Origin of the sequence: Actinoplanes sp. NPDC026623 (assembly GCF_040638275.1) — a bacterium.
GTDB lineage: Bacteria > Actinomycetota > Actinomycetes > Mycobacteriales > Micromonosporaceae > Actinoplanes.
On the sequence record NZ_JBEZXZ010000019.1, the window covers coordinates 45,560 to 65,689 of the forward strand.

Consider the following 20,130-nt stretch of genomic DNA (forward strand, 5'->3'; position numbering starts at 1 on the left):
AGGGTCTCAAGATGCCCACCACCCGACCCCGGCTGCTGCTCGTCGGCAGCGGGATGCAGACCTACCGTCAGTACCTGCTGGAATCCATCGGCACCGCGTTCGACGTGCACCTGCTGCACACGGCCGAGCCGACCTGGGAGAAGCCCTACCTGGCCGGCTGGACGGTGCTGCCCAGCACCGTGGACGGGCCGGCGATGGCCGCGGCCGCCCGCGTCCTGCACGAGAAGGACCCGGTCGCCGGCGTGCTCTGCTGGGACGAGGGCCGGATCCACGCCACCGCGTTCGTCGCGCAGGCGCTCGGCCTGCGCAACGGCGACCCGGCGGTGATCTGGCGGCTGCGGGACAAGGCGCAGACCCGGGCAGCGCTGGCCGTCGCCGGGGTGCGCCAGCCGCGCTCGATCCCGGTCAGCACCGAGCAGGAGGCCCTCGACGCGGCCGAGCTGGTCGGCTACCCGGCCGTGCTCAAGCCGCGCGGCCTCGGCGCCAGCCTCGGCGTGGTCCGGGTCGCCGACCCGGCCGAGCTGCGGTCCGGGTACCCGTTCACCCGCGACACCACGGCGCCGGACCCGGTGCTGTACGCCTCCGACCAGCCGGTCCTGGTCGAACAGTGCGTGTTCGGCGAGGAGATCAGCGTCGACGCCGCGGTACGCGACGGCGTGGTCACCCCGTTGTTCGTCGGACGCAAGGTCGTCGGCTATCCGCCGTACGCGGAGGAGGTCGGGCACTTCGTCGACGCGGCCGACCCGCTGCTGAGCGACCCGGTGCTGCGGGCCGCGCTGCAGGACACCCACGCCGCGCTCGGCTTCCGGGACGGCTGGACGCACACCGAGTTCATGCTGACCGCGGACGGCCCGCAGCTGATCGAGGTCAACGGCCGGCTCGGCGGCGACCTCATCCCGTACCTGGGCGAGCTGGCCACCGGCGTGGACCCCGGGCCGGCCGCGGCCGCGATCGCCTGCGGGCAGGCGCCGGACCTCGCACCCACCCGGCGCCGGGTCGCCGGCGTCCGATTCTTCTATGTGGACGAGGAAGACACCACGATCGAAGAGGTCTCCTTCGATGCGGACGCGCTTCCTGGCAGTATCGACCGGGCGGTGCCGGTCGCGCTGCCCGGCGCCGTCGTCTCCCCGCCGCCCAGGGGGACGGTGTGGGGCCGCATCGCCTACGCGACCGTGGTCGGCGACTCCATCGCCGAGTGCCGGTCGGGCCTGGACGCCGCGGAGGCGGCGCTCCGGGTCGACACAGATTCCCGAATGTCCCTTCTGCGCGAAAGCCACGCCCGATGACGACTGAAGCAACAACGGCCGAGAGCGCCGGAATCTGGACCACCTTCCGCGACTCTCCGGCCGCGGTGAAGGCGATCCTGGCCGGGGTGTTCATCAACCGCCTCGGCGGCCTGCTCAACATCTTCCTGGTGCTGTTCCTGACCGCCAAGGGCTACAGCGTCGAACAGGCGACCCTCGCGCTCGGCGTGTACGGCGCCGGCGCGGTGGTCGGCGTCCTGGTCGGCGGCTCGCTGGCCGACCGGCTGGGCACCCGGGCCGCCACCATCATCAGCATGGTCGGCTCCGGGCTGATGCTGGCCGCCCTGCTCTACCTGCCGACGTACGCGCTCATCCTGGTCGCGGTCGGCCTGATCAGCCTGGTCACGCAGATCTACCGCCCGGCGTCCAGCGCGCTGCTGGCCGAGCTCACGCCGGGAAACCGGCTGATCATGACGATGGCGATGTACCGGTTCTGCCTCAACCTCGGCACCACGGCGGCGCCGCTTGTCGGCTTCGCGCTGTACAACCTCAACGACAAGCAGTACACCCTGCTGTTCTGGGCCGACGCCGTCGCCGCTTTCCTGTACGCCGTCATCGCGTACGTGGTGCTGCCCAGCAAGCCGAAGGCGGCGGCCGTGACCGACGAGCCCGCGCCCAAGGCGAGCTACGCCGCGGTCCTCGCCGACCGGCGCTACCTGATGTATCTGGTGGCCATCCTCATCAACGGCATCGTGTACGTGCAGTACATGTCCACGCTGCCGCTGGACGTCGAGGCGCAGGGCGTGGCGATCTTCTGGTACACGCTGGCGGTCTCGCTGAACGGCTTCATGGTCATCGCGTTCGAGCTGCTGATCACGAAGCTGTCCCAGAACTGGCCGCTGCGGATCACCGCGGGCGCCGCGTTCGCGCTGGTGGGCATCGGCGTCGCGGTGTACGGCCTGCCGCTGGGCCCGGCGGTGATCATCATCGGCACCCTCATCTGGACGCTGGCCGAGCTCGTGGGCGCGCCGGCCATCTTCTCCTACCCCGCCATGGCGGGACCGGCCCACCTCACCGGCCGGTACGTCGGCAGCTTCCAGTTCATGTTCGGTCTCGGCGTGGCCCTGGGTCCGATGGTCGGCGGCCTGCTGTTCGCCCAGATCGGTCACTCGGTGTGGCTGGTGATGGGTCTCGCCGGCCTGGCGGTGACCTTCCTCGGCGTGGCGGCGATCCGCGTCCCGGCCAAGGGCACCGAGGTGCCTGCCGCCGCCGACCCTGCCGCCGCCGAGCCGGCGGCCGACGTTCCGGGCGTTCCGGGCGATCCGGCGCCGGTGGCCGCCGGTGCCGTCGCTCAAGAGGCCAAGTGATGTCGATGCGTAGCCTGGTCTTTCGTAACCGACTACCGCAGGGAGCAATGTAGATGTCCGCGGCCACCACCGATTACGCGCACCTGGAACACATCGACAACGTCGACGATGAATACCGGCACGTGGCTAAAGAGATCATTCCGGCCGCCGGCCTGGCGCTGCCCAAGTCGCACCTGAAGTGGTACGACGTGCGCCGTTCCGAGGCGTCGATCGACGAGGACGTCCGCGCCGAGGGGCGCGAATTCCTGGCCGCGGAGGCGTCCGCCGGCCGCCTCGCGATCGACGGCGAGTTGGGCTTCACGATCCTGCACCTGTGTGGCGACTCGTTCTACTTCCTGATCGTCTGCACCTGGCGGGGCAACAACGAGATGTGGGTGACGGTCTACGCCAAGGACACCGGCAAGGGTGGGCCGTTCGCCCTTGTCGAGCAGGGTGAGCACCTGCAGGTCGTCTGCGTGTGGGAGCTCGGCGCGGTCCTGCACGAGCGGGAGGCGTGGGTGCGGTACCTGCGCTCGGAGCGGGACCTGGCCGCCAGGATCGCGTACCTCGAGGACCAGTTCGCCGGACCCGCCTGACTCGACCGCTCAACCGTACGACCCGTTCGGCCGCCGGAAATCGTTCCGGCGGCCCGACGCCCCCTGCCCGGATCCCGCCCTTGGAAAGGCGATCGCCACATGCCAAGTCTGCGCCGTAACGAAGCCGCCGAAGCCGTCGCCGCCGACCGGACGGCACGCCGATGAGGGTCGCGATCGTCGGCGGGGGCCTGGCCGGCGCGGCGCTGGCCTGGCGGCTGTCGGGCCGGGCCGGGTCGCCGGCCGTGGAGGTGTTCGTGACCGGCCGCTCGGCCCGGTCCGACGCCACCGGGCTGTCCGGCGGCATGGTCCGCGCCTACGAGACCGGCCCGGACGCGTGCCGGGCGGCCACCGAGAGCCTGGTCGAGCTGCTGGGCAGCGCCGAGCTGCGGCGCTGGTCGGAGTACCGGGAGGTCGGCTCGGTGTACCTGGCCGGGCCGGGGGCCGACCCGGCCGCGGCCCTGGCGGCCATCGGGGAGCTGCTGCCCGGGTCCGCCGCCTCTGCCACCGCCGATCAGCTTGCCGCCCGGTTCCCGTTCCTCGGGCTGCCGCCGGGAACGGTCGGCGTGGTCGAGCGGCGGGCCGGATACGTGTCCCCGGGCCGGCTCCGCGACGCCCTGCTCGAGCGGGTGGCCGCCCTCGGCGGCACCGTCCGCGAGGATCCCGTCGCCGGGGTGACCGCGGCGCCGGCGGTCCGGCTCGCCGACGGCACCACCCGGCCGTTCGACGTCGTGGTGGTCGCCGCCGGTGTCTGGTCCGGGCCGCTGCTCGCCGCCGCCGGCGCGGCGACGGTGACCCTGCGCACCAAGCGGATCCAGTACGACCTGCGCTCCGGCTGCCCCGTCGGCCTCGGCGCCTTCGTCGACGAGACCAGCGGCCTGTACGGCCGCCCGGCGGCCGGCGGCCGGCTGCTGGTCGGCCTGCCCTCCGACGATTGGGACCTCGACCCGCGCGCCCTCGCCCCCGACCCGGAGCTGGCATCCCGGGTCACCACCGCGGTGCGCCGCAGGCTCGGCGACGGGGTCGGCGCGGCCTCGATCCGGACCGTCGCGGCCCTGGACTGCTACGTCGACCCGCCCGGGTTCGCGCTGCGCCGCGCCGTACCGGACGCGCCGCTGTTCAGCTTCACCGGCGGCAGCGGAGGTGCGGCGAAGACGGCGCTCGCCGCGAGCCGCGAGGCGGCACGCGGGCTGCTCCACATCGCATCCGTACCCTGACTCACCGCGCCGGGCATTGCCCGGCCGAAAGGACCACCGATGACCAATTTTCGACCTGGCCTCGGGCCAGAGGCATCCGGGCCGTCGACCTGCGCCGGGCGCTGCCGCCCGGGCCACGTTGAAAGAGGCTCGATGAATCGCGAACCCCGTACCGGTTGTGCGATGCACGTCGTCGCGGACTGATGCCCGCGTGTGGTCGACGGAGCTACCGCTGACCGGGCCGGTCGAGCGGGCCGCCGCGCGGCCCGACGCCCCGGCGGTGATCACCGCCGGGGGCGAGCTCAGCTACCGGCATCTGGTGCTGCACGCGCAGGAGGCCGCCGCCTGGCTGCGCGCCCGCGGTATCGGCCGCGGCGACGTGGTGGGGCTGGTGATGCGGCCCGGGCCGGAGCAGGTCATCGGCATCCTCGCGGCGGCCCTGGCCGGCGCGGCATATCTGCCGGTCGACGCGGGCCTGAGCGCCGAGCGGCGTGGTTACCTGCTGCGCACCGCCGGGGTGCGATGCCTGCTCAGCAACGCGCCCGGCGCGGAACCGGCCGCGCTGCCGCTGGCCGGGCGAGCCTCGCAGGCCGGACCGTTCGCGGTTCCGTCCGCCGACGATCTCGCCTATCTCCGGTTCGCGCTGGATCCGGCCGGCCGGACCCGGGGCGTGCTGGTCCGCCATCGCGACATCGCCAGGGTGGTGGCCGACTGCACGGCACGGTTCGGCGTGGACGCCGGGGACCGTTTCTTCGGGGTGAGCGCCTTCGACGTCGACCGGTCGGTGATCGACGTGTTCGGTGCCCTGTCGGTCGGCGCGGCGGTGGTGCTGCCCGACGTGGACCGGGCGGCCGACCCCGATCATTGGCTGGATCTGTGCGAGACGCATGGGGTCACGGTCTGGAACTCCGGGCCGGCCGCCGCGGCGAGGCTGTTCGAGCGCGCCGCGGGCGATCCGTCCCGGCTTGGCACGCTGCGCCTGGTGATGGTCAGCGGCGACCGGATTCCGCCCGGGTTGCCGGCCGCGCTACTTCGGCTCAAACCAGACCTGGAAGTGGCCATTCTGGACCATTTCCACTCCGGCCCGTACCGCAGCAGGAATCTGGCATCGATTCTGTCGGCCATGTGCCAGCAGGGGTGGCGGCCGGATCGTAATATTCGCTAGGGGGAACAAAATCGACAACCACATCGATCAATTTTGTCGCTAGGATCTACTCCAATAAGGATGGACGTTGCGGTGATCGCAGCGGCACGGATCAGCCGCGTCGTCCAGCCTATTCAGCTCCACTCCGGAATATTCGGGAGGAACGTTCCGCATGCCGCACGGAGATGGCGCAATCGGCGGCCAGAGCAAGCCTTCGATTCGTCTGGGGGTGCTCGGCCTGCTGGAGGCCAGGCACGATGACACTCCGATCAGTCTCGGGCCGGTGCAACAGCGTGTGGTCCTCGGTGTGCTCGCGCTGCACGCCGACCGCCCGATGAGCCGGGAGCAGCTCATCGACGCGGTGTGGGGCGAGACCGCCCCGGCCTACGCGCTCAACCTGTTGCAGAAGCACATCTCCGGCCTGCGCCGCGTCCTCGAGCCGGTCCGCCTGGCCCGGAGCAAGTCCCAGCTGCTGGCGTGGACCGACGCCGGTTACCGGCTGTCGCTGCCGGACGAGGCCCTCGACCTGGAGATCTTCGACCGCAGGCTGGGCCGGGCGCAGGTGGCCCGGACGGCGGGGGACCTGCCCGGCGCCGCCCGCGCGCTGCACGAGGCCCTGGGGCTGTGGCGCGGGCCCGTCCTGGACGGCCTGTCCAGCCCGCTGCTCGACGCGGAGCGCGACCGGCTCGCCGAGCGCCGGGTCAGCGCCATCGAGGAGCGGATCGACCTCGACATGGCCGTCGGCCACGACGGCGACCTGGTGTCCGAGCTGCACCAGCTGGTGGCCCGCCACCCCCTGCGCGAGCGGCTGCGCGCGCTGCAGATGCGGGCGCTCTACCGGGCGGGCCGGCAGGCCGAGGCGCTCGCCGCCTACCGCGAGGCGCAGCAGTTCCTGCTCGACGAGCTCGGCGTGGAGCCGGCCGCCGAGCTGCAGACGTTGCACCAGCGCATGCTGCGGGGCGACCCGGAGCTCGGCCTGCCCGTCGCCGAGACGGTGCACCTCGCGACCCCCGAGCCGGCGCCGACGGTGCCGCGGCCCGCACAGCTGCCGCACGGCATGGCGGAATTCACCGGCCGGGTGGCCGAGCTTCAGCGGCTGACTGACCTGGTGGACCACGAGGCCGCGGTCGTCATCGCCGCGATCGTCGGCACCGCCGGCGTCGGCAAGACGGCGCTCGCGGTGCACTGGGCACACCAGGTCAGCGACCGCTTCCCCGACGGGCAGCTCTACGTGAACCTGCGCGGCTTCGACCCGCACCGCAACCCGGTCGAGCCGAGCAACGCCCTGCGCGGCCTGCTCGAGGCGTTCGCCGTCCCCGCGCAGCAGATACCGACCGGGCTGGAGGATCAGGCCGCGCTGTTCCGCAGCCTGCTGGCCGGGCGCCGGGTGCTTGTCGTCCTGGACAACGCGCGCGACTCCGAGCAGGTCCAGCCGCTGCTGCCCGGCTCGCCGGGCTGCCTGGTCGTCGTGACCAGCCGCAACCGTCTCTCCGGTCTGGTCGCCGGCGGCGCCGTCTCGGTGAGCGTCGACCTGCTCACCGCGGCGGAGGCGGAGGACTTCCTCGCCCGCCGGCTGGGCGCGCCCCGGGTGGCCGCCGAGCCCGGCGCGGTGAACGACATCGTGCGGGTGTGCACCCGCCTTCCGCTGGCGCTCGCCATCGTGGCGGCCCGCGCCGCGGTCTATCCGCAGCACAGCCTCACGGCGCTCGCCGCCGAGCTGCGGGAGGACGGTGGCGGTCTCGACGCGTTCGTCGGAGAGTCCGTGACCAGCGACGCCCGGGCGGTGCTGTCCTGGTCGTACCAGCGGCTCAGCCCGCCGGCCGCGCGGCTGTTCCGGCTGCTCGGGCTGTTTCCGGGCGGCGATCTCGCGGTGCCCGCCGCGGCGAGCCTGGCGGGGGTTCCCCGTGGCGAGGCGCGCCGGGTGCTGGCCGAGCTGTCCGGTGCGCACCTGCTGGAGGAGCCGTCGCCGGGCCGATACAGCTTCCACGAACTGCTGCGGGCCTACGCCGCCGAGCAGGCGCTCGCCATCGAGTCTCCCGCGGACCGGCACGCGGCCCTGGGGCGCATCCTCGATCACTACCTGCACACCGCGCACCGGGCGGAACGGGTGCTGTACCGCTACCGGCCGGCCATCGCGCTCGACCCGCCGGACCCGGCCGCGGTCGTGCTCGATCCCGTCGACGCGGGCCAGGCGCTCTGCTGGTTCCTGGCGGAGCAGGCGGTGCTGCTGGCGGCGATCGAGCACGCGCTGCCGGCGGGCTTCCCGGCGCATGCGAGCAGGCTGGCGTGGGCCGTCACGCCGTTCCTCAACTATCAGGGCAAATGGCATGACTGGGCGACCAGCCTGACAACCGCCCTGGCGGCCGGCGAACAGCTCGGTGACCTGGCCGGGCAGGCGCTGACCCACCGCCTGCTCAACCTCGCCCACCTGCAACTGGAGCTGCTCGACCAGGCCGACGTCCACGCCGGGCGGGCGCTGGAGCTCTTCGAGAAGCTGGGCGACGTCGCCGGCCAGGCCCGCCTGCACGTCGACTACAGCTGGGTTCTGGACCGGCAGGGCGACTACGGTGCGGCGCTCGAGCGCTCCCAGGTGGCGCGGGATCTGTTCCGGGCCGCCGGCGACCGGGCCGGCGAGGCGGCCGCGCTCAACCGGGTCGGCTGGTTCCACAGCCGGCTCGGCCGGCACGAGCAGGCGCTGCGCTACTGCCACGAGTCCTTGGACATGCACCGGGCGCTCGACGATCATCCCAGCCAGGCCGATGTCTGGGATGCCCTCGGATATGCCCATTTCCATTCCGGCAACTACGCCGAGGCGATGGCCTGCTACGAGCAGGCCCTCGGCCTGTGGCGCGAGTTGGGAGACCGTTACGAGGTCGCCACCACCCTGCTGAGCCTGGCCGAGGCCCAGCAGGCCGTCGGCGATACGGCGGCCTCCCACACGTTATTCAAGCAGTCAATCGGCATTTTCGATGAAATCGGTCATCCGCAGGCCGAGCAGTTGCGGCGTCGACTCAATTTAGATGTCTAATCCACCATTCACTCCCAAAGGAATGCCCCATGTCTGATAAAGACAGCAAATCGTCGGATTCCGTCACCCCTGCCCGGCTGGCGAGCGCGGCACTGCTGACCGGCCTCGCGGCCGGCGCGCTTCTCGGCGCCCCCGACGCGCTGCGCTCGGACGAGGCGCCCTCGAACGAGGCATCCTCGATCCAGCAGCAGTTCGAGGTCGCGTTCGCGCCGGGCCTGCGAAGCAGCAACCCGGTCAGCCCGATCGTCGTCTGCCCCGGCTGACACGGGGTGCCCGGCACCGAGTTGCCGCTGCTGGGGCGGGCCGCCGGCCGTTGGCCGCACGCCGATTCCGCGCAGCGCGCCCAATGGCCGATCGTGTTGATCACGATGCCGTTCATGGACACCGACCGGCCGTCCATCCAGCTTGGTCTGCTGGCCGCGATACTGCGGGAGCACCAGTTCCCGGTCCGGACGCTGCACGCGAACCTCGACTTCGCGGCGCGCATCGGCATCGACCAGTATCACCTGCTGGCCGATCATCGTGGCCGGATGGTGGCCGACTGGCTGTTCTCGGTCGCCGCGTTCGGGCCGGACGCGCCCGACCCGGGGGAGCGGCTGCTCGACGACTTCGCCGAGGACCTCGCGTACCTCGGCGAGCCGGCGTCGCAGTGGCGGGCGCGGCTGATCCGGGCCCGCGACGAGGACGTGCCGGCCTACCTGGACGATCTCGTGGAGTCGTTCCCGTGGGACGGCGTCCGGGTGGCCGGCTTCAGCTCGACGTTCCAGCAGAACGTCGCGTCGTTCGCGCTGGCCCGCCGGCTGAAGCAGCGCTTCCCCGGCCTGGTGACCGTGTTCGGCGGCGCGAACTTCGACGGCGCGATGGGCCCGGAATGGGTGCGCACCGTCGACTGCGTCGACGTCGCGGTCGTCGGCGAGGCCGACACCGCGCTGCCGCGGCTGATGCACGCGCTGGCCACCGGTTCCGGGCCGGACGGCATTCCGGGCCTCGCCTACACCGACGGCGACCGGGTCGTCGCCGTCCCGCCGGAGCCGCCGCTGCAGGAGCTCGACCACCTGCCCCTGCCCGACTACGCCGAGTTCTTCGACCGCGCCGGCGGGCTCGGCCTGCTGCCCGAAAGCGGGCCGACCCAGGTCCGCATCCCGTTCGAGTCGGCGCGCGGCTGCTGGTGGGGCGCCAAGCACCACTGCACGTTCTGCGGTCTCAACGGCGCCACCATGCAGTTCCGCGCCAAGTCACCGGAGCGGGTCGCGGACGAACTAGCGGTGCTGGCGCGCCGCTACCGCACCTTTCAGTTCGAGGCCGTCGACAACATCGTCGACATGGCCTACCTCACCAAGCTGTTCCCGCTGCTGAGCGAGCAGGAGACCGGCTACGAGATCTTCTACGAGGTCAAGGCGAACCTCAGCCGGTCGCAGGTGCGGGCGCTCGCGCACGGCGGGGTCTCGGCCATCCAGCCCGGGCTGGAGTCGCTGAGCACCCGCGTGCTCGAACTCATGCGCAAGGGCGTGCGGGCCGCGCAGAACGTCAACCTGCTGCGGTGGGCGGCGCACTACGGCATCACCGTCTCCTGGAACATCATCTGGGGGTTCCCGGGCGAGGAGCCGGGCGACTACGCCGAGCAGGCGGCGCTGCTGCCACACCTGGTGCACCTGGAGCCGCCGGTCAGCAGCGGCCGCGTGTGGATCGAGCGCTTCAGCCCCCTGTACGCCGAATCCCCGGGCAAGCCGCCGGAGCGGAGCTACCGCTACGTCTACCCGCACACCGTCGATCTCGCGCAGGCCGCCTACTTCTTCGAGTACGACCTGCCCGGCGCGCTGCCCGAGTCGACGTACGACGGGCTGGTGCGCGGTGTCGAGGACTGGCGTGCGGCCTGGAAGCGCGACGAGCGTCCGGTGCTGCGCTACTGGGCGGCACCCGGCTTCGTGCAGATCTACGACGGGCGGCATCCGGGCAAGGAGGGCACCTACACGTTCGAGGGACCCCTCGCCGATCTGTACACCGTCTGCAGCGACCGGCCCATCTCCGCGAGGGCCGCCGGCGAACGACTCGGCGGCCGCCTCACACCCGAGGCGGTCCGGGCGGCGTTCACGGAGTTTCACCAGCGTGGGCTCATGTTCCTGGACGGAGCCGTCGCGGTGTCCCTCGCCCTGCCCGCCGGTCCGCCCCGGTAGTCGCGCGGCCTCTCGGGCCTCGTGGGCCGCCGCCGCGCTCCAGCGATCGCTCCAGCGCCCCCTCCAACCCACACCGGCATGCTCGGGGGGTGAGTCAATCGCGGTTCTTCGCCACCTCCGCACCTCGCCTGCTGCCGCCCGACCTGATCGACTTCGTCGGGCGCACCGCGCAGGTCGCGGAGATCACCGACGTCCTCCGGGACGGCCCGGTCCGGCTGGTCGTCCTCGCCGGACCGGCCGGTACGGGCAAGTCGGCCCTCGCCGTGCACCTGGCGCACCGGCTGCGCGCCGACTTCCCCGACGGCCGGGTCCACCTCCGGACGCGCAACGGCGCCGGTCGCATCCGGCCGGCCGGCGAACTGCTGGCACAGCTGGCCGCCGTGCTGGGGGTGACCGGACTCAACGGGCACCCGGGGCACGACAGCGCCGTGTGGCGGTTCTGGCTGCACCGGCACCGGGCGCTGGTGGTGCTCGACGACGCCGTCGACGAGACCATGACCCGCGCGCTGGCGCCGCGCCAGGGCGACAGCGCGATGCTCGTGACGGCGCGCCACCGGCTGCCGGGACTGGCCGGCGCGTACCCGTTGGAGGTGCCCCGGTTCAGCCAGGCGGAGGCGGTCGAGCTGCTGGCGGAGATCGTCGGGGCGGAGCGGGTCGCCGCCGACCGCGCCGCGGTGGCCGACATCCTGGCGGCGACCGGGCGGCTGCCGCTGGCGGTGCGGGTCGGCGGTCTGCGGCTGGCGGCCGTGCCCTACCTGTCGATGCGTGATTTCGCCGACCGGTTGAGCGGCACCCGGACCGTGCTGGACGAGCTGGTCACGGGCGCGCTCGCGGCCCGCCCCCGCGTCGCGGAGAGCTGGTACGGGCTGCTCGGCGCCCAGCACCCGGACGCCGACCCGCCGCCGGGCGGGCGTGACGACCCGGCGGACGAGATCCGCCGGGACCGCCACGCGCCGCTGCCGGTGCGCCTCTATGCCCGCGAGCTCACCCGCGTGGGCCCGTAGCCGCACCCGGGCCGGTCCCGGCGGCGAGGCGGTCCAGCAGGTCCCGGTCGTCCGGCGCCAGCCACGTCTCGTCGAGCATGCGCCCGCCCGCGCGCCGGACCGCGCTGACGAAGGGCTCGGCCCACCGGTGCTCGATGAACGCGACCGCGGCCGAGCCGCCGGGCGGCACCGCGTCGTCGAGGGACCACGCGGCCGGGTCCGTCCCGCCCCGCGCGATCGGGTGTTCGTCGTCCTCGGCCCCGTGGAGGAACGCGGTGGCCAGCCGGCCGAGGTCCGGGTCGGCGCCCGGCGGAGCCGGCAGCGTCTCGAGGCGGCCGTCCTCGGTGCGCGACACCAGCAGCACGTCGAGCAGCCGCACGACGCCCGCGTCCCCGAGCCTCGCGAGCTCGGCCAGGATCTCGCCGGACAGCGACGGCTTCTCGAACCCGACCACGAGCACCTGCACCGGCGGGGTCACGGCGCCACCCGGGCCGCGAACCGCCGGTGCTCCTCCGGCGTGATCACGCCGGAGTCGAGCAGGTGCTGCAGCGCGGCCAGTCGCTGATCCGCATGAGCGCCGGGTGAGGGTGCCGGCGTGACCGGACGCGGACCGGGATGCGACGCGGCGTATGCCTGTGCCGGGGTGAACCTGCCGCCGTAGTAGGGCACGTCGCCGGTCATGCCGACACGTAGCAGTTGCCTGGGCACCAACAGCATGGGCTGCTCCCTTTCGCGTGGGGACCAGTTCAGCATGCCTCACCGCTGTGATCCTGCGCATGGTGTCCGACCGGGGACAGCCGCAACGAGGCGACACTGATGTAATCCACGTCCGTAAGATCCCTAGCGGCGGGGGCGCACCCATGCAGGACCCGAATCCACCTCAGATCCGAACGGCCTTTCAGGAACCGGGACCGGTCGAGCCCCCTGCGGGCGCCCCGGCGGAGCTGAGCCGGCGCGGCAAAATGATCATCGGTGGCGTCGTCGTGGCCATCGCCGCCCTGGTGGCCACCATCGGCATCGTCGCCGCACACGGCCCGGCGCCGGCCCCGGCCCAGGCCGTCGGCGACCTCGGCGGGTCCGCCGGCACCACGACGGCCACGAGCCGGGCCCCGGTCGACAGCCCGCACGACCTGATCCTGGCAACCCTCAACCGCGGCGCGGCGGCCCTGCTCGAGGGCGACGAGGCCGGCTGGCTCGCCATCGTCGACCCGGCCAAGCCGAAGGTCCGGGCCTACTACCGGCAGCTCTACACCTCGCTGCGGGGCCTCGGCGTGACCCAGCTCGCGTATCAGACCCTCATCCCGAAGCCGGTGGGCTGGGAGGATGCGAGCTGGGACGAGGACTTCTACCTGACCTACTGCTTCAGCCGGGCCACCTGCCCGAAATTCATGTACCTCGACCCCAGCAGCCCGGGCGCGCCGATGATCACCCAGGGCCTGACCATCCGCAGGATCGCGGACCGCGAATACCGGATCACCACGGTGGACGCACCCGAGCAGGCCACCGAGGCCTGGGCCTCGCCGCCCTGGCAGGTCACGCCCCTGGTGCTGGCCAAGGGCCGGCGCGTCACCGTCGCCGCCGGCCGCGGCGACGCCAAGCGGATCAAGGAGGTGCTGGCCGCGGCCGAGCGCGCCGCCGGACGGGCCGACCACTACGCCGGCCTGGTCGGTAACCCGCAGCCGCGCTACCGGGTCTACATGGCCACCGACAAGCAGTGGCGCACCTGGTTCGGCGGCCACCGCGACACCTGGGCCATCGGCTACTCCACCTTCCCGCACGCCACCATGACCGAGATCATCCTGAAGATGAGCGCGGCCGGCAGCGGCACCAGGCTGCAGCGGCTGATCCAGCACGAGATGGGCCACGCGGTCACCCTGGGCGGGGTCGACGTGAGCTACCAGTACATCTCCAACCCGCTCATGTGGCTGCAGGAGGGCATCGCCGAATACATCGCCTACGCGCCGCGCCCCGCGACCGCAAGCAGCCGCCTGCCCGAGATCCGCGCCGCGCTCCGCGGCAGCCGGCGGCCGGCGAGCATCGTCCTGCGCCAGCTGTCCGGCAACGCCGGCCTCCGCGAGAGCAGCGTCTTCTACGGCCTGAGCCACTTCGCGGTCGGCTGCCTCGCCCACAAGTACGGCGAGCGCAAGCTCTTCGACTTCGTCTCGCTGGTGCTGCGCGAGCAGGTGAGCGTCGACAAGGCATCGGCCCGGGTCTTCGGTACCCCGTTCCGGCCCGTCGACCGTGCCTGCCGCTCCTGGATCCAGCAGCAGGTCTGACCGTCGCCCGACACTGCTTGCCTGGTCCCCGGCCGTGTGGTGTTCTCGTTGTCCTATGGACGAGAGCTTCGGGTCGGCCGGCTCCGACGAACGCTACGTCGTTCAGATACGCGGGCGCCGATTTCTCGGGAGCGGCTTCTTCGTGCGGCGCAACGTCGTCGCCACCTGCGCGCACGTCGTGGAGGGGTTGACGGGCGAGCTCAGCATCCGGTGGATGGGACGGTCGTACGCGGCCCGCGTGCTGGTCCGGGACCCGCCGGAACGCGGGGACGCCATCGACTATCCCGGGCCGGACGTCGCGTTTCTCGGCGTCGAGGAGGTCGACCATCCGGTTCCGGTGATCGACGGGCAGCCGGTCAAGGCCGGCGGGCCGCCGGCCCTCGTGCCCTGCTACACCGCCTTCAACCCGGACGGGGAGGTCCGCGCGCTGCTGCAGGAGGTGCGCATCACCGGGCGGGAAGAGAGCTTCATCCTGCTGCGCGGTGAGGACCTGCTGCCGGGCATGAGCGGGGCGCCGATCGTCGTCGACGGGCACATCCGGGGGATGGTCAAGTCCGGAACGCCCCTGTCCGGGCAGGGTCCAGGGCCGGGGCGCGCGCTGAACGGCCGGGAACTGGCCAGGACCCTGCGCCGCCACTGGCGGGCGATCGGGCACCACGACACGCAGCGGCCCACGCTGCGGCCGCCGCATCCGGGTGAACCGCTGCATCAGTTGCTTTCGGCGCACGGCGAGGCGGCCAAGCGTTTCCCGTACCGGATCGTGCAGCTCACCGGGCGCCGGCCGCCGTCGTTGTCGGAGGTCTATGTCGAGCAGCGCACCTCACAGCGCCGGACGCGCGGCGCCGACACCGTCTACGAGACCCACCTGCTGCGCCCGACCGCGATGCTCCGCCGTCATCGGCACGTGCTGCTGGTCGGCGGCGCGGGCGGGGGCAAGTCCACCCTGCTGCAGCAGCTGGCCGGCAACACCGCCGGCTGGTGGTGCGGTACGGCCGGGCAGGGTTCGGACGAACCCGAGGCCGGCCGGGTCGCCGCCGTGCTGGTGTCCGCCGCCGACCTCGCCGCCGACCTGCCGTGGTTCGCCATGCTCGCCGGCAGCGTGCAGCGCCGCCTCGGTGGCCTGCTCAGCGAGCCGGTCGGTAGCGACCTGTTCCTCCGCCCGCCCGCGCCGGGCGCCGACTGGCTGGTGTGCGTGGACGGCCTGGACGAGATCCCCGATCGCGAGCTGCGCGGCCAGGTGCTCGCCAATCTCACCTACCACCTGCACCGCTACGGAAGCCGGGTGCGCTATCTGATCGCCAGCCGGAGCCTGCACGACGAGGAGTTCGCCCAGCTGCGGTCCGGCTTCGACGGGGTGGAGGGCAAATACCGCCTGGGCGAGTACTCGCTGCAGGAGTTCGACGACGACGACGTGGCCGCGTTCGCCGCCGGCTGGTTCAAGCCGGCCCCGGAGACCACCGCCGACGAATTCCTGGCCGCCGTCCGCACCGGCCAGCTGACCCAGCTGGTCCGCATCCCGCTGATGGCCACGATCACCGCGATCGTCTACGAGCAGCGCCCCAGCCGGCCGCTGCCGATCGACCGGTTCGGGCTCTACGAACAGTTCGTTCACGTGATGCTGCACCTGCGGGTCTCGCAGAACGATGCGCGCGAGGGCCTGCTGCGCCAGTTCCGGCAGTTCGGCCCGGCCGCGGAGCAGTACGGCGAGAGGCTGGTGGCGGAACGCGAGACGATCCTGCGTCACCTCGCGGTGCGGCACATCGTCGAGCAGATCCCGGTGGCGGAGGCGCTGCGCGAGTGGATCGGCACCCACGCCGCCGAGCGACCGCCGGGCATCGGTCCGGAGCACATCGGTGAGCTCGTCGTCCAGACCGGCCTGGTCTTCCGCACCGGCAACCAGCTGGACTTCCTGCACCGCAGCTTCGCCGAGTTCCTGACCGCCCGGCAGACCGCCGACGGGTTCGACCCGGCCGCCTGGCTGACCGACGTGCGCCTGGACGGCCCCGACAGCCTCGGCCTGTTCCGCTTCGCGGCCTGGATCCGCGCCGGGCACGACCCGCGGCCGATCATCCAGGCCAAGCTCGGCGTCCGCAACCAGCGCCGGCACGAGAACCTGCGGGACGTGGCGATCCTCATCGAGGACGGCGGCATCCTCACCTTCACCGACGGCGGCGTCATCGTCGACCTGACCTGGCGGGCGGTGCGCGAGCACGGCGGGGACGAGCGCAGCGTCGACCTGGTACGCCGGGCGCTGAAGGCGGTCTTCGGCCGGACCCGCGACACCCGCCCGCTGACCGTGCTGCTCGCCGACCGCCGGGCTCCCGTGCACAAGCGGGTGGAGGCGGCCCTGCTGCTGCTGGACCACGGCGCCGAGCACGAACGGCGGCTGGCCCGCGAGCGGCTGGTGGCGTTCGCCTACCGCACCCGGGTGTCCGAGCACGACCGGCTGTGGGCGCTGTTTCAGCTGGCCGAGCACGGCGGCGACCGGGAGCGCAGACACGCGGTGCAGAGCATGGTGGCCCTGGCCGAGACGACGCCGCGGGCCGACGTACGCACCCGGGCCGTCGGCCTGCTCGCGCAGACCGGTGAGCGGATCGCCGCGCTGTCCGCCCTGGTCCGCCGGGCCCTCGAGCCCGACCTGCACATCGACGACCGGATCGCCGCGCTGGACCTGCTGTTCATGTTCGAGCTGATCGTCGACGAGCGGGACGTCGCGCCGGACGAGGAGGCGGCCGGCTGGGAGCTCGACGACGGCATGTGGCGCCCGGCCCGCCGGGGCCGGCTGTCGGATCCGGAGCTGAGCGTGCTGGACGGTGCCCTCCGCGCCGCGCTGATCCGGATGGGCCGGCACGACGCCGCCTCGGCGGCCCTGCTGATCGCGCGGTTCGTGCGGGACCGGGAGCGGCCCTGGATGCGGCGTCTGCGGCTGCTGCAGCAGTTCGACGGTCCGCTCGCTGCCGCCGCCGAGGCCGGCATCCGGATGATGGTCGACGATCCGGGCGCCGATGCCGCCAATCGCGTCACCCTGGTGCGGATGTCCGGCGTCTTCCGCGAGGAACGCGAAGCCATTCTCCTCGCCTGGATCCGCGACCCCGACGCCTCCCCGGGGCTTCGCCAGGCCGCGCTCGACACCCTGGTGGACATCCGGCCCGCGCTCAAGGCGGAGTTCGCCGGCGACCCGGGGCTGGACGTCACGCTGCGCATCGCGGCCCTGCGGCGGCCGCTGCCGGACGTGGCGGCGTTCCGCGAGCTGAGGGGCAGGGTCCGCGCCCTTGCGGCGGACCATCGGCGGCCGCGGGACCGGCTGGTCGTCGGCCTCACGCTGGCGGGTCTCAAGGCGGGCGAGCTCGTCGTACGCGCCCGGGCCGCCTACCGCCGCAGGAAGGAGGCCATCGATTCGATCTCGGCCCACCAGGCGGCCGTCGGCGAGACGCAGGGCGACGACACGGAACGCTCGCAGAAGTCCTGACCCCAGCGGTAGACGAGGTAGGCGGCCAGCCCGGCCAGCAGGACCCGCGGGAAGGCGCGCAGCCGGTCGGAGAGATCCACCGTGGAGCGACTCAGCGCGGACAACGACCCGCCGGACCGCACGACCGTGTTGCCGAATCCGTAGACCACTCCCGCCGGACGCACCCGGACCAGGCGGAACGCCCGGGCGGTCAGGAACTCGACGGCCAGCAGCGACACCGCGCCGGCATGCACGATCACCGGAATCACCCAGTACGCCAGCGTCATCAGCGCGATACGCAGGACGTGGCCGACCAGGATCCGCAGCGCCCAATATGTCAGCAGCACCAGCACCGGGACCAGCAGCAGGCGCTCGACGGCGTCCGGCAGCACGCCCAGCCGGTCCGCGACCCAGGCCGCGACCTCGTCGGCCGTCGTCACCCGGGCTCCTCCTCGCGGGGCAGAAAGCCGGCCAGACGCTCGTTCAGCTCGGCGAACCGGGTCAGCGCGTCCCGCACGACGGCGTCGGATCCCGCCGCGGCCAGCGCCGACCGGGCCAGCTCCCGATCCAGCCGCCAGGCCTCGAGCGGGCCGGCGTCGTCGGTGGCGAACAGGGCGCGCATCAAGCCGGCCACATCGGACTTCGGCTCCACCCGCACGGAGAGCCGCAGGTCCTGAAGTCTCAGGCCGTCAACGTCGAGCACCGGCGGCAGCCGGCCACCCAGGACACGGCCGAGGCGGTCCGGCTCGGCCGTCCCGGTCGGGATGTCGCCGGCGGCGCGGCGCACGGCGGAGCGGCACAGCGACGGCGCGTCCGAGACGCGCTCGGCCACGACGGTCACCGGATCGCGCGCGACCCACTGGCCGACCGCCTCGGCGACCAGGCTGCCGCCCGGCCAGTCGGCGGCGAGCTCCCAGCTGATCGCGAACGGATGCGGCGCGAGATCCACCTGGAAGAGCACGAGCGGGCCGCGCCAGAACAGCTCGCCGGCCGTGTAGCCACCGGCCGGACAGCTCAGCCGGCCGCCGCGGGAACGGAACACGAACGTGGTGCCGGCCGGGGGAATCCGTGCCGTCCGCAACGGGAACCGGCGCAGCTCCTCGATCCGCACGATCGGGTTGTCGGTGTGCCGACGCTCGAGCAACTGTTGAGTGGCGACGCCGGACAACTATCCTCCTCACCAGGGAAGCCAAATCTTAACGAGGTTGCCGGGAAGAGGCGATGGTGCAGTTCGAGCATCCCGACGACATCCCCGGCACCGCGGTGTGGTCGGCCGACGGCCACTCACGGGGGCGCATCGGCGCGGTGCACATCCCGTACGGGATGATCCAGCCGCTCTTCGTGCAGTTCCCGGCCGGCGCACCCCGCCAGCGGCTGGTGCCGACCGTCGACGCCGAATTGCGGGACCGGGGTCTGGTGCTGGGCTACTCCGACGAGGTCATCGACGGCGGGCCGACCGTCGAGGGCGGCGCGGTGCTCTCCGCGGGCGAGGCCGCCTACGCCGCGGCCTACTACGGCGTGAAGATCGACCTCGGCGGTGCGGCGCTGACCGAGCGGCGCACCGGCGTCGGCGACGTCGGCTCGCTCCACCCCGGCGTTCGCAGGTTGCCGCCGGTGACCACCGACCCGGAACTTCCCCCGATCGTGGTGATCAACCCCGGCCTGCACGAGGGCCCGGCCCGGTGACCGATCATCTGGACCAGGCCAACGAGCGCTTCCGGGACGCGGCGAAGTGGCTGATCGCCAGCTCCGCCGCGGTCGGTGCCACGTTGATCGCGGGCAGCCAGCTGTCCAGCATCGGCCGCCTGCCGGTCGGATGGCCGGACGACGTGGCCGGCGCACGCCTCTGGGTCGCGGTGCTCGGCGCGGTCATCGCCCTGGTGGGGGTGGTCTGCATCATCTGGGCCGGCGCCCGGCTCATCCCGCCGCGGCTGGTGCTGATCGGCGAGCTGGCGGACGCCTGGGACGCGCCACCCGGCCCGCTCGCGCCGGTCGTGCGGTTCTTCCGGCAGCATCCCAAGTATCTGCAGGGGCCGGCCACCCCGCAGGCGGTCATCGAGCGTCGTCAGCGCCTGGTCGACCAGCTCAAGGAGGACGACGAGGAGGCGGCCGAGAAGCGCCGGGAGCGCATCTCGGAGATGGACCAGCGCATCACCGCGATCGAGCAGATGGCCAACCACCAGGCGCTGCGCGCCGACTTCACCCGTACGCTGCGGCTCATGCTGCCGGCGGTCGCGGCGGTCGCTTTCGGCATGGTCGCGTTCGCCTGGGCCGCGAACCCGCCGCCGGCCGCCCCCGGCCCGGATCTGCGCAACGCGAAGCTGGTCGGAGCGTTCCTGCGCGACGCCGACCTGCGTAACGCCAAGCTGGACGGCGCCGACCTGACCCGGGCGGACCTGACCGGCGCGAAGCTGGAGGGCGCGTCGCTGGTCAAGGTCGTCTGGCAGGACACGATCTGCCCGGACGGCTCCAACAGCCGTGAGAACGCCGGCACCTGCGCCGGCCACCTATGAACCGAGCGGTTCATCTCCGTTCCCGGAAACACGCCGGACGCAGAGAAGCCAGTCCTCCCAGGCTGCCGGGTCCGACGAGGCTCCGGCCTCGGCCGGTTGGATGTCGCCGAGCACATCACGAACCTCGGCCTGCTGAAAGCGGCGCCGGTAGGCATCCAGGTAGAGGTACATCGCCTTGAACGCCT

At 72.7% G+C, this 20,130-nt stretch carries 18 protein-coding genes; 13 read left to right on the plus strand and 5 right to left on the minus strand.

Going from position 1 to position 20,130, the window contains the following annotated elements; translation table 11 throughout:
* Window positions 1–11 precede the first annotated feature (11 nt).
* From AB0F10_RS08765 to AB0F10_RS08805, 9 genes are all read left to right on the plus strand, one after another.
* Entirely contained in the window at window positions 12–1,286 is a 1,275-nt protein-coding gene (locus tag AB0F10_RS08765) for an ATP-grasp domain-containing protein (RefSeq protein ID WP_360621563.1), read from the plus strand.
* Window positions 1,283–2,611 (plus strand): MFS transporter, encoded by a 1,329-nt coding sequence (locus AB0F10_RS08770; protein ID WP_360621565.1) that lies wholly within the window; start codon window positions 1,283–1,285, stop codon window positions 2,609–2,611. Before AB0F10_RS08765 ends, AB0F10_RS08770 begins: the two co-directional genes overlap by 4 nt.
* A 53-nt stretch (window positions 2,612–2,664) precedes the next feature.
* Window positions 2,665–3,186 carry a hypothetical protein gene (locus tag AB0F10_RS08775; protein WP_360621567.1) on the plus strand — a complete coding sequence of 174 codons (522 nt, stop codon included), beginning with the start codon at window positions 2,665–2,667 and terminating at the stop codon, window positions 3,184–3,186.
* A 161-nt stretch (window positions 3,187–3,347) separates the two neighbouring features.
* Window positions 3,348–4,400: an FAD-dependent oxidoreductase gene (locus tag AB0F10_RS08780; protein ID WP_360621569.1), complete on the plus strand. Its 1,053-nt coding sequence runs from the start codon at window positions 3,348–3,350 to the stop codon at window positions 4,398–4,400.
* A gap of 190 nt (window positions 4,401–4,590) precedes the next feature.
* Window positions 4,591–5,544 (plus strand): AMP-binding protein, encoded by a 954-nt coding sequence (locus AB0F10_RS08785; RefSeq protein ID WP_360621571.1) that lies wholly within the window; start codon window positions 4,591–4,593, stop codon window positions 5,542–5,544.
* Between the two features lie 262 nt (window positions 5,545–5,806).
* Window positions 5,807–8,551, plus strand: coding sequence for a BTAD domain-containing putative transcriptional regulator (locus AB0F10_RS08790; RefSeq protein WP_360621573.1), 2,745 nt, complete (start codon window positions 5,807–5,809; stop codon window positions 8,549–8,551).
* Between the two features lie 29 nt (window positions 8,552–8,580).
* Entirely contained in the window at window positions 8,581–8,814 is a 234-nt protein-coding gene (locus AB0F10_RS08795) for a hypothetical protein (RefSeq protein WP_360621575.1), read from the plus strand.
* Window positions 8,815–8,907: 93 nt separating this feature from the next.
* Complete coding sequence (locus tag AB0F10_RS08800) at window positions 8,908–10,725, plus strand: RiPP maturation radical SAM C-methyltransferase (RefSeq protein WP_360621577.1); 1,818 nt, start codon at window positions 8,908–8,910, stop codon at window positions 10,723–10,725.
* A gap of 89 nt (window positions 10,726–10,814) precedes the next feature.
* Entirely contained in the window at window positions 10,815–11,729 is a 915-nt protein-coding gene (locus AB0F10_RS08805; RefSeq protein WP_360621579.1) for an ATP-binding protein, read from the plus strand.
* Here AB0F10_RS08805 and AB0F10_RS08810 read toward each other — a convergent pair.
* Together AB0F10_RS08810 and AB0F10_RS08815 are read right to left on the minus strand one after the other, a co-directional pair.
* The gene (locus AB0F10_RS08810; RefSeq protein ID WP_360621581.1) at window positions 11,710–12,186 is read right to left on the minus strand and encodes a DUF6325 family protein; all 477 of its coding nucleotides are present in this window, start codon (window positions 12,184–12,186) and stop codon (window positions 11,710–11,712) included. The two genes, AB0F10_RS08805 and AB0F10_RS08810, sit on opposite strands and share 20 nt — an antisense overlap.
* Window positions 12,183–12,425, minus strand: a complete 243-nt coding sequence (locus tag AB0F10_RS08815) for a hypothetical protein (protein WP_360621583.1) — start codon at window positions 12,423–12,425, stop codon at window positions 12,183–12,185. The genes AB0F10_RS08810 and AB0F10_RS08815 overlap by 4 nt, the downstream gene beginning before the upstream one ends.
* Before the next feature lie 245 nt (window positions 12,426–12,670).
* Here AB0F10_RS08815 and AB0F10_RS08820 point away from each other — a divergent pair, with 245 nt between their 5' ends.
* Both AB0F10_RS08820 and AB0F10_RS08825 read left to right on the plus strand, forming a co-directional pair.
* Window positions 12,671–13,984, plus strand: a complete 1,314-nt coding sequence (locus AB0F10_RS08820) for a hypothetical protein (RefSeq protein WP_360621585.1) — start codon at window positions 12,671–12,673, stop codon at window positions 13,982–13,984.
* Window positions 13,985–14,039: 55 nt separating this feature from the next.
* The gene (locus AB0F10_RS08825; RefSeq protein ID WP_360621587.1) at window positions 14,040–17,453 is read left to right on the plus strand and encodes a trypsin-like peptidase domain-containing protein; all 3,414 of its coding nucleotides are present in this window, start codon (window positions 14,040–14,042) and stop codon (window positions 17,451–17,453) included.
* Here the strand turns inward: AB0F10_RS08825 and AB0F10_RS08830 are convergent.
* Both AB0F10_RS08830 and AB0F10_RS08835 read right to left on the minus strand, forming a co-directional pair.
* Window positions 17,354–17,872: a hypothetical protein gene (locus AB0F10_RS08830; RefSeq protein ID WP_360621589.1), complete on the minus strand. Its 519-nt coding sequence runs from the start codon at window positions 17,870–17,872 to the stop codon at window positions 17,354–17,356. The genes AB0F10_RS08825 and AB0F10_RS08830 overlap by 100 nt on opposite strands.
* Window positions 17,869–18,600 (minus strand): hypothetical protein, encoded by a 732-nt coding sequence (locus AB0F10_RS08835; protein WP_360621591.1) that lies wholly within the window; start codon window positions 18,598–18,600, stop codon window positions 17,869–17,871. The genes AB0F10_RS08830 and AB0F10_RS08835 overlap by 4 nt, the downstream gene beginning before the upstream one ends.
* Window positions 18,601–18,653: 53 nt before the next feature.
* Between AB0F10_RS08835 and AB0F10_RS08840 the strand changes: the two genes are divergently transcribed.
* Both AB0F10_RS08840 and AB0F10_RS08845 read left to right on the plus strand, forming a co-directional pair.
* Window positions 18,654–19,118, plus strand: a complete 465-nt coding sequence (locus tag AB0F10_RS08840) for a hypothetical protein (RefSeq protein WP_360621593.1) — start codon at window positions 18,654–18,656, stop codon at window positions 19,116–19,118.
* Window positions 19,115–19,945, plus strand: a complete 831-nt coding sequence (locus AB0F10_RS08845) for a pentapeptide repeat-containing protein (protein WP_360621595.1) — start codon at window positions 19,115–19,117, stop codon at window positions 19,943–19,945. Before AB0F10_RS08840 ends, AB0F10_RS08845 begins: the two co-directional genes overlap by 4 nt.
* Here AB0F10_RS08845 and AB0F10_RS08850 read toward each other — a convergent pair.
* Window positions 19,940–20,116 carry a hypothetical protein gene (locus tag AB0F10_RS08850; protein ID WP_360621597.1) on the minus strand — a complete coding sequence of 59 codons (177 nt, stop codon included), beginning with the start codon at window positions 20,114–20,116 and terminating at the stop codon, window positions 19,940–19,942. The two genes, AB0F10_RS08845 and AB0F10_RS08850, sit on opposite strands and share 6 nt — an antisense overlap.
* Window positions 20,117–20,130: the final 14 nt, after the last annotated feature.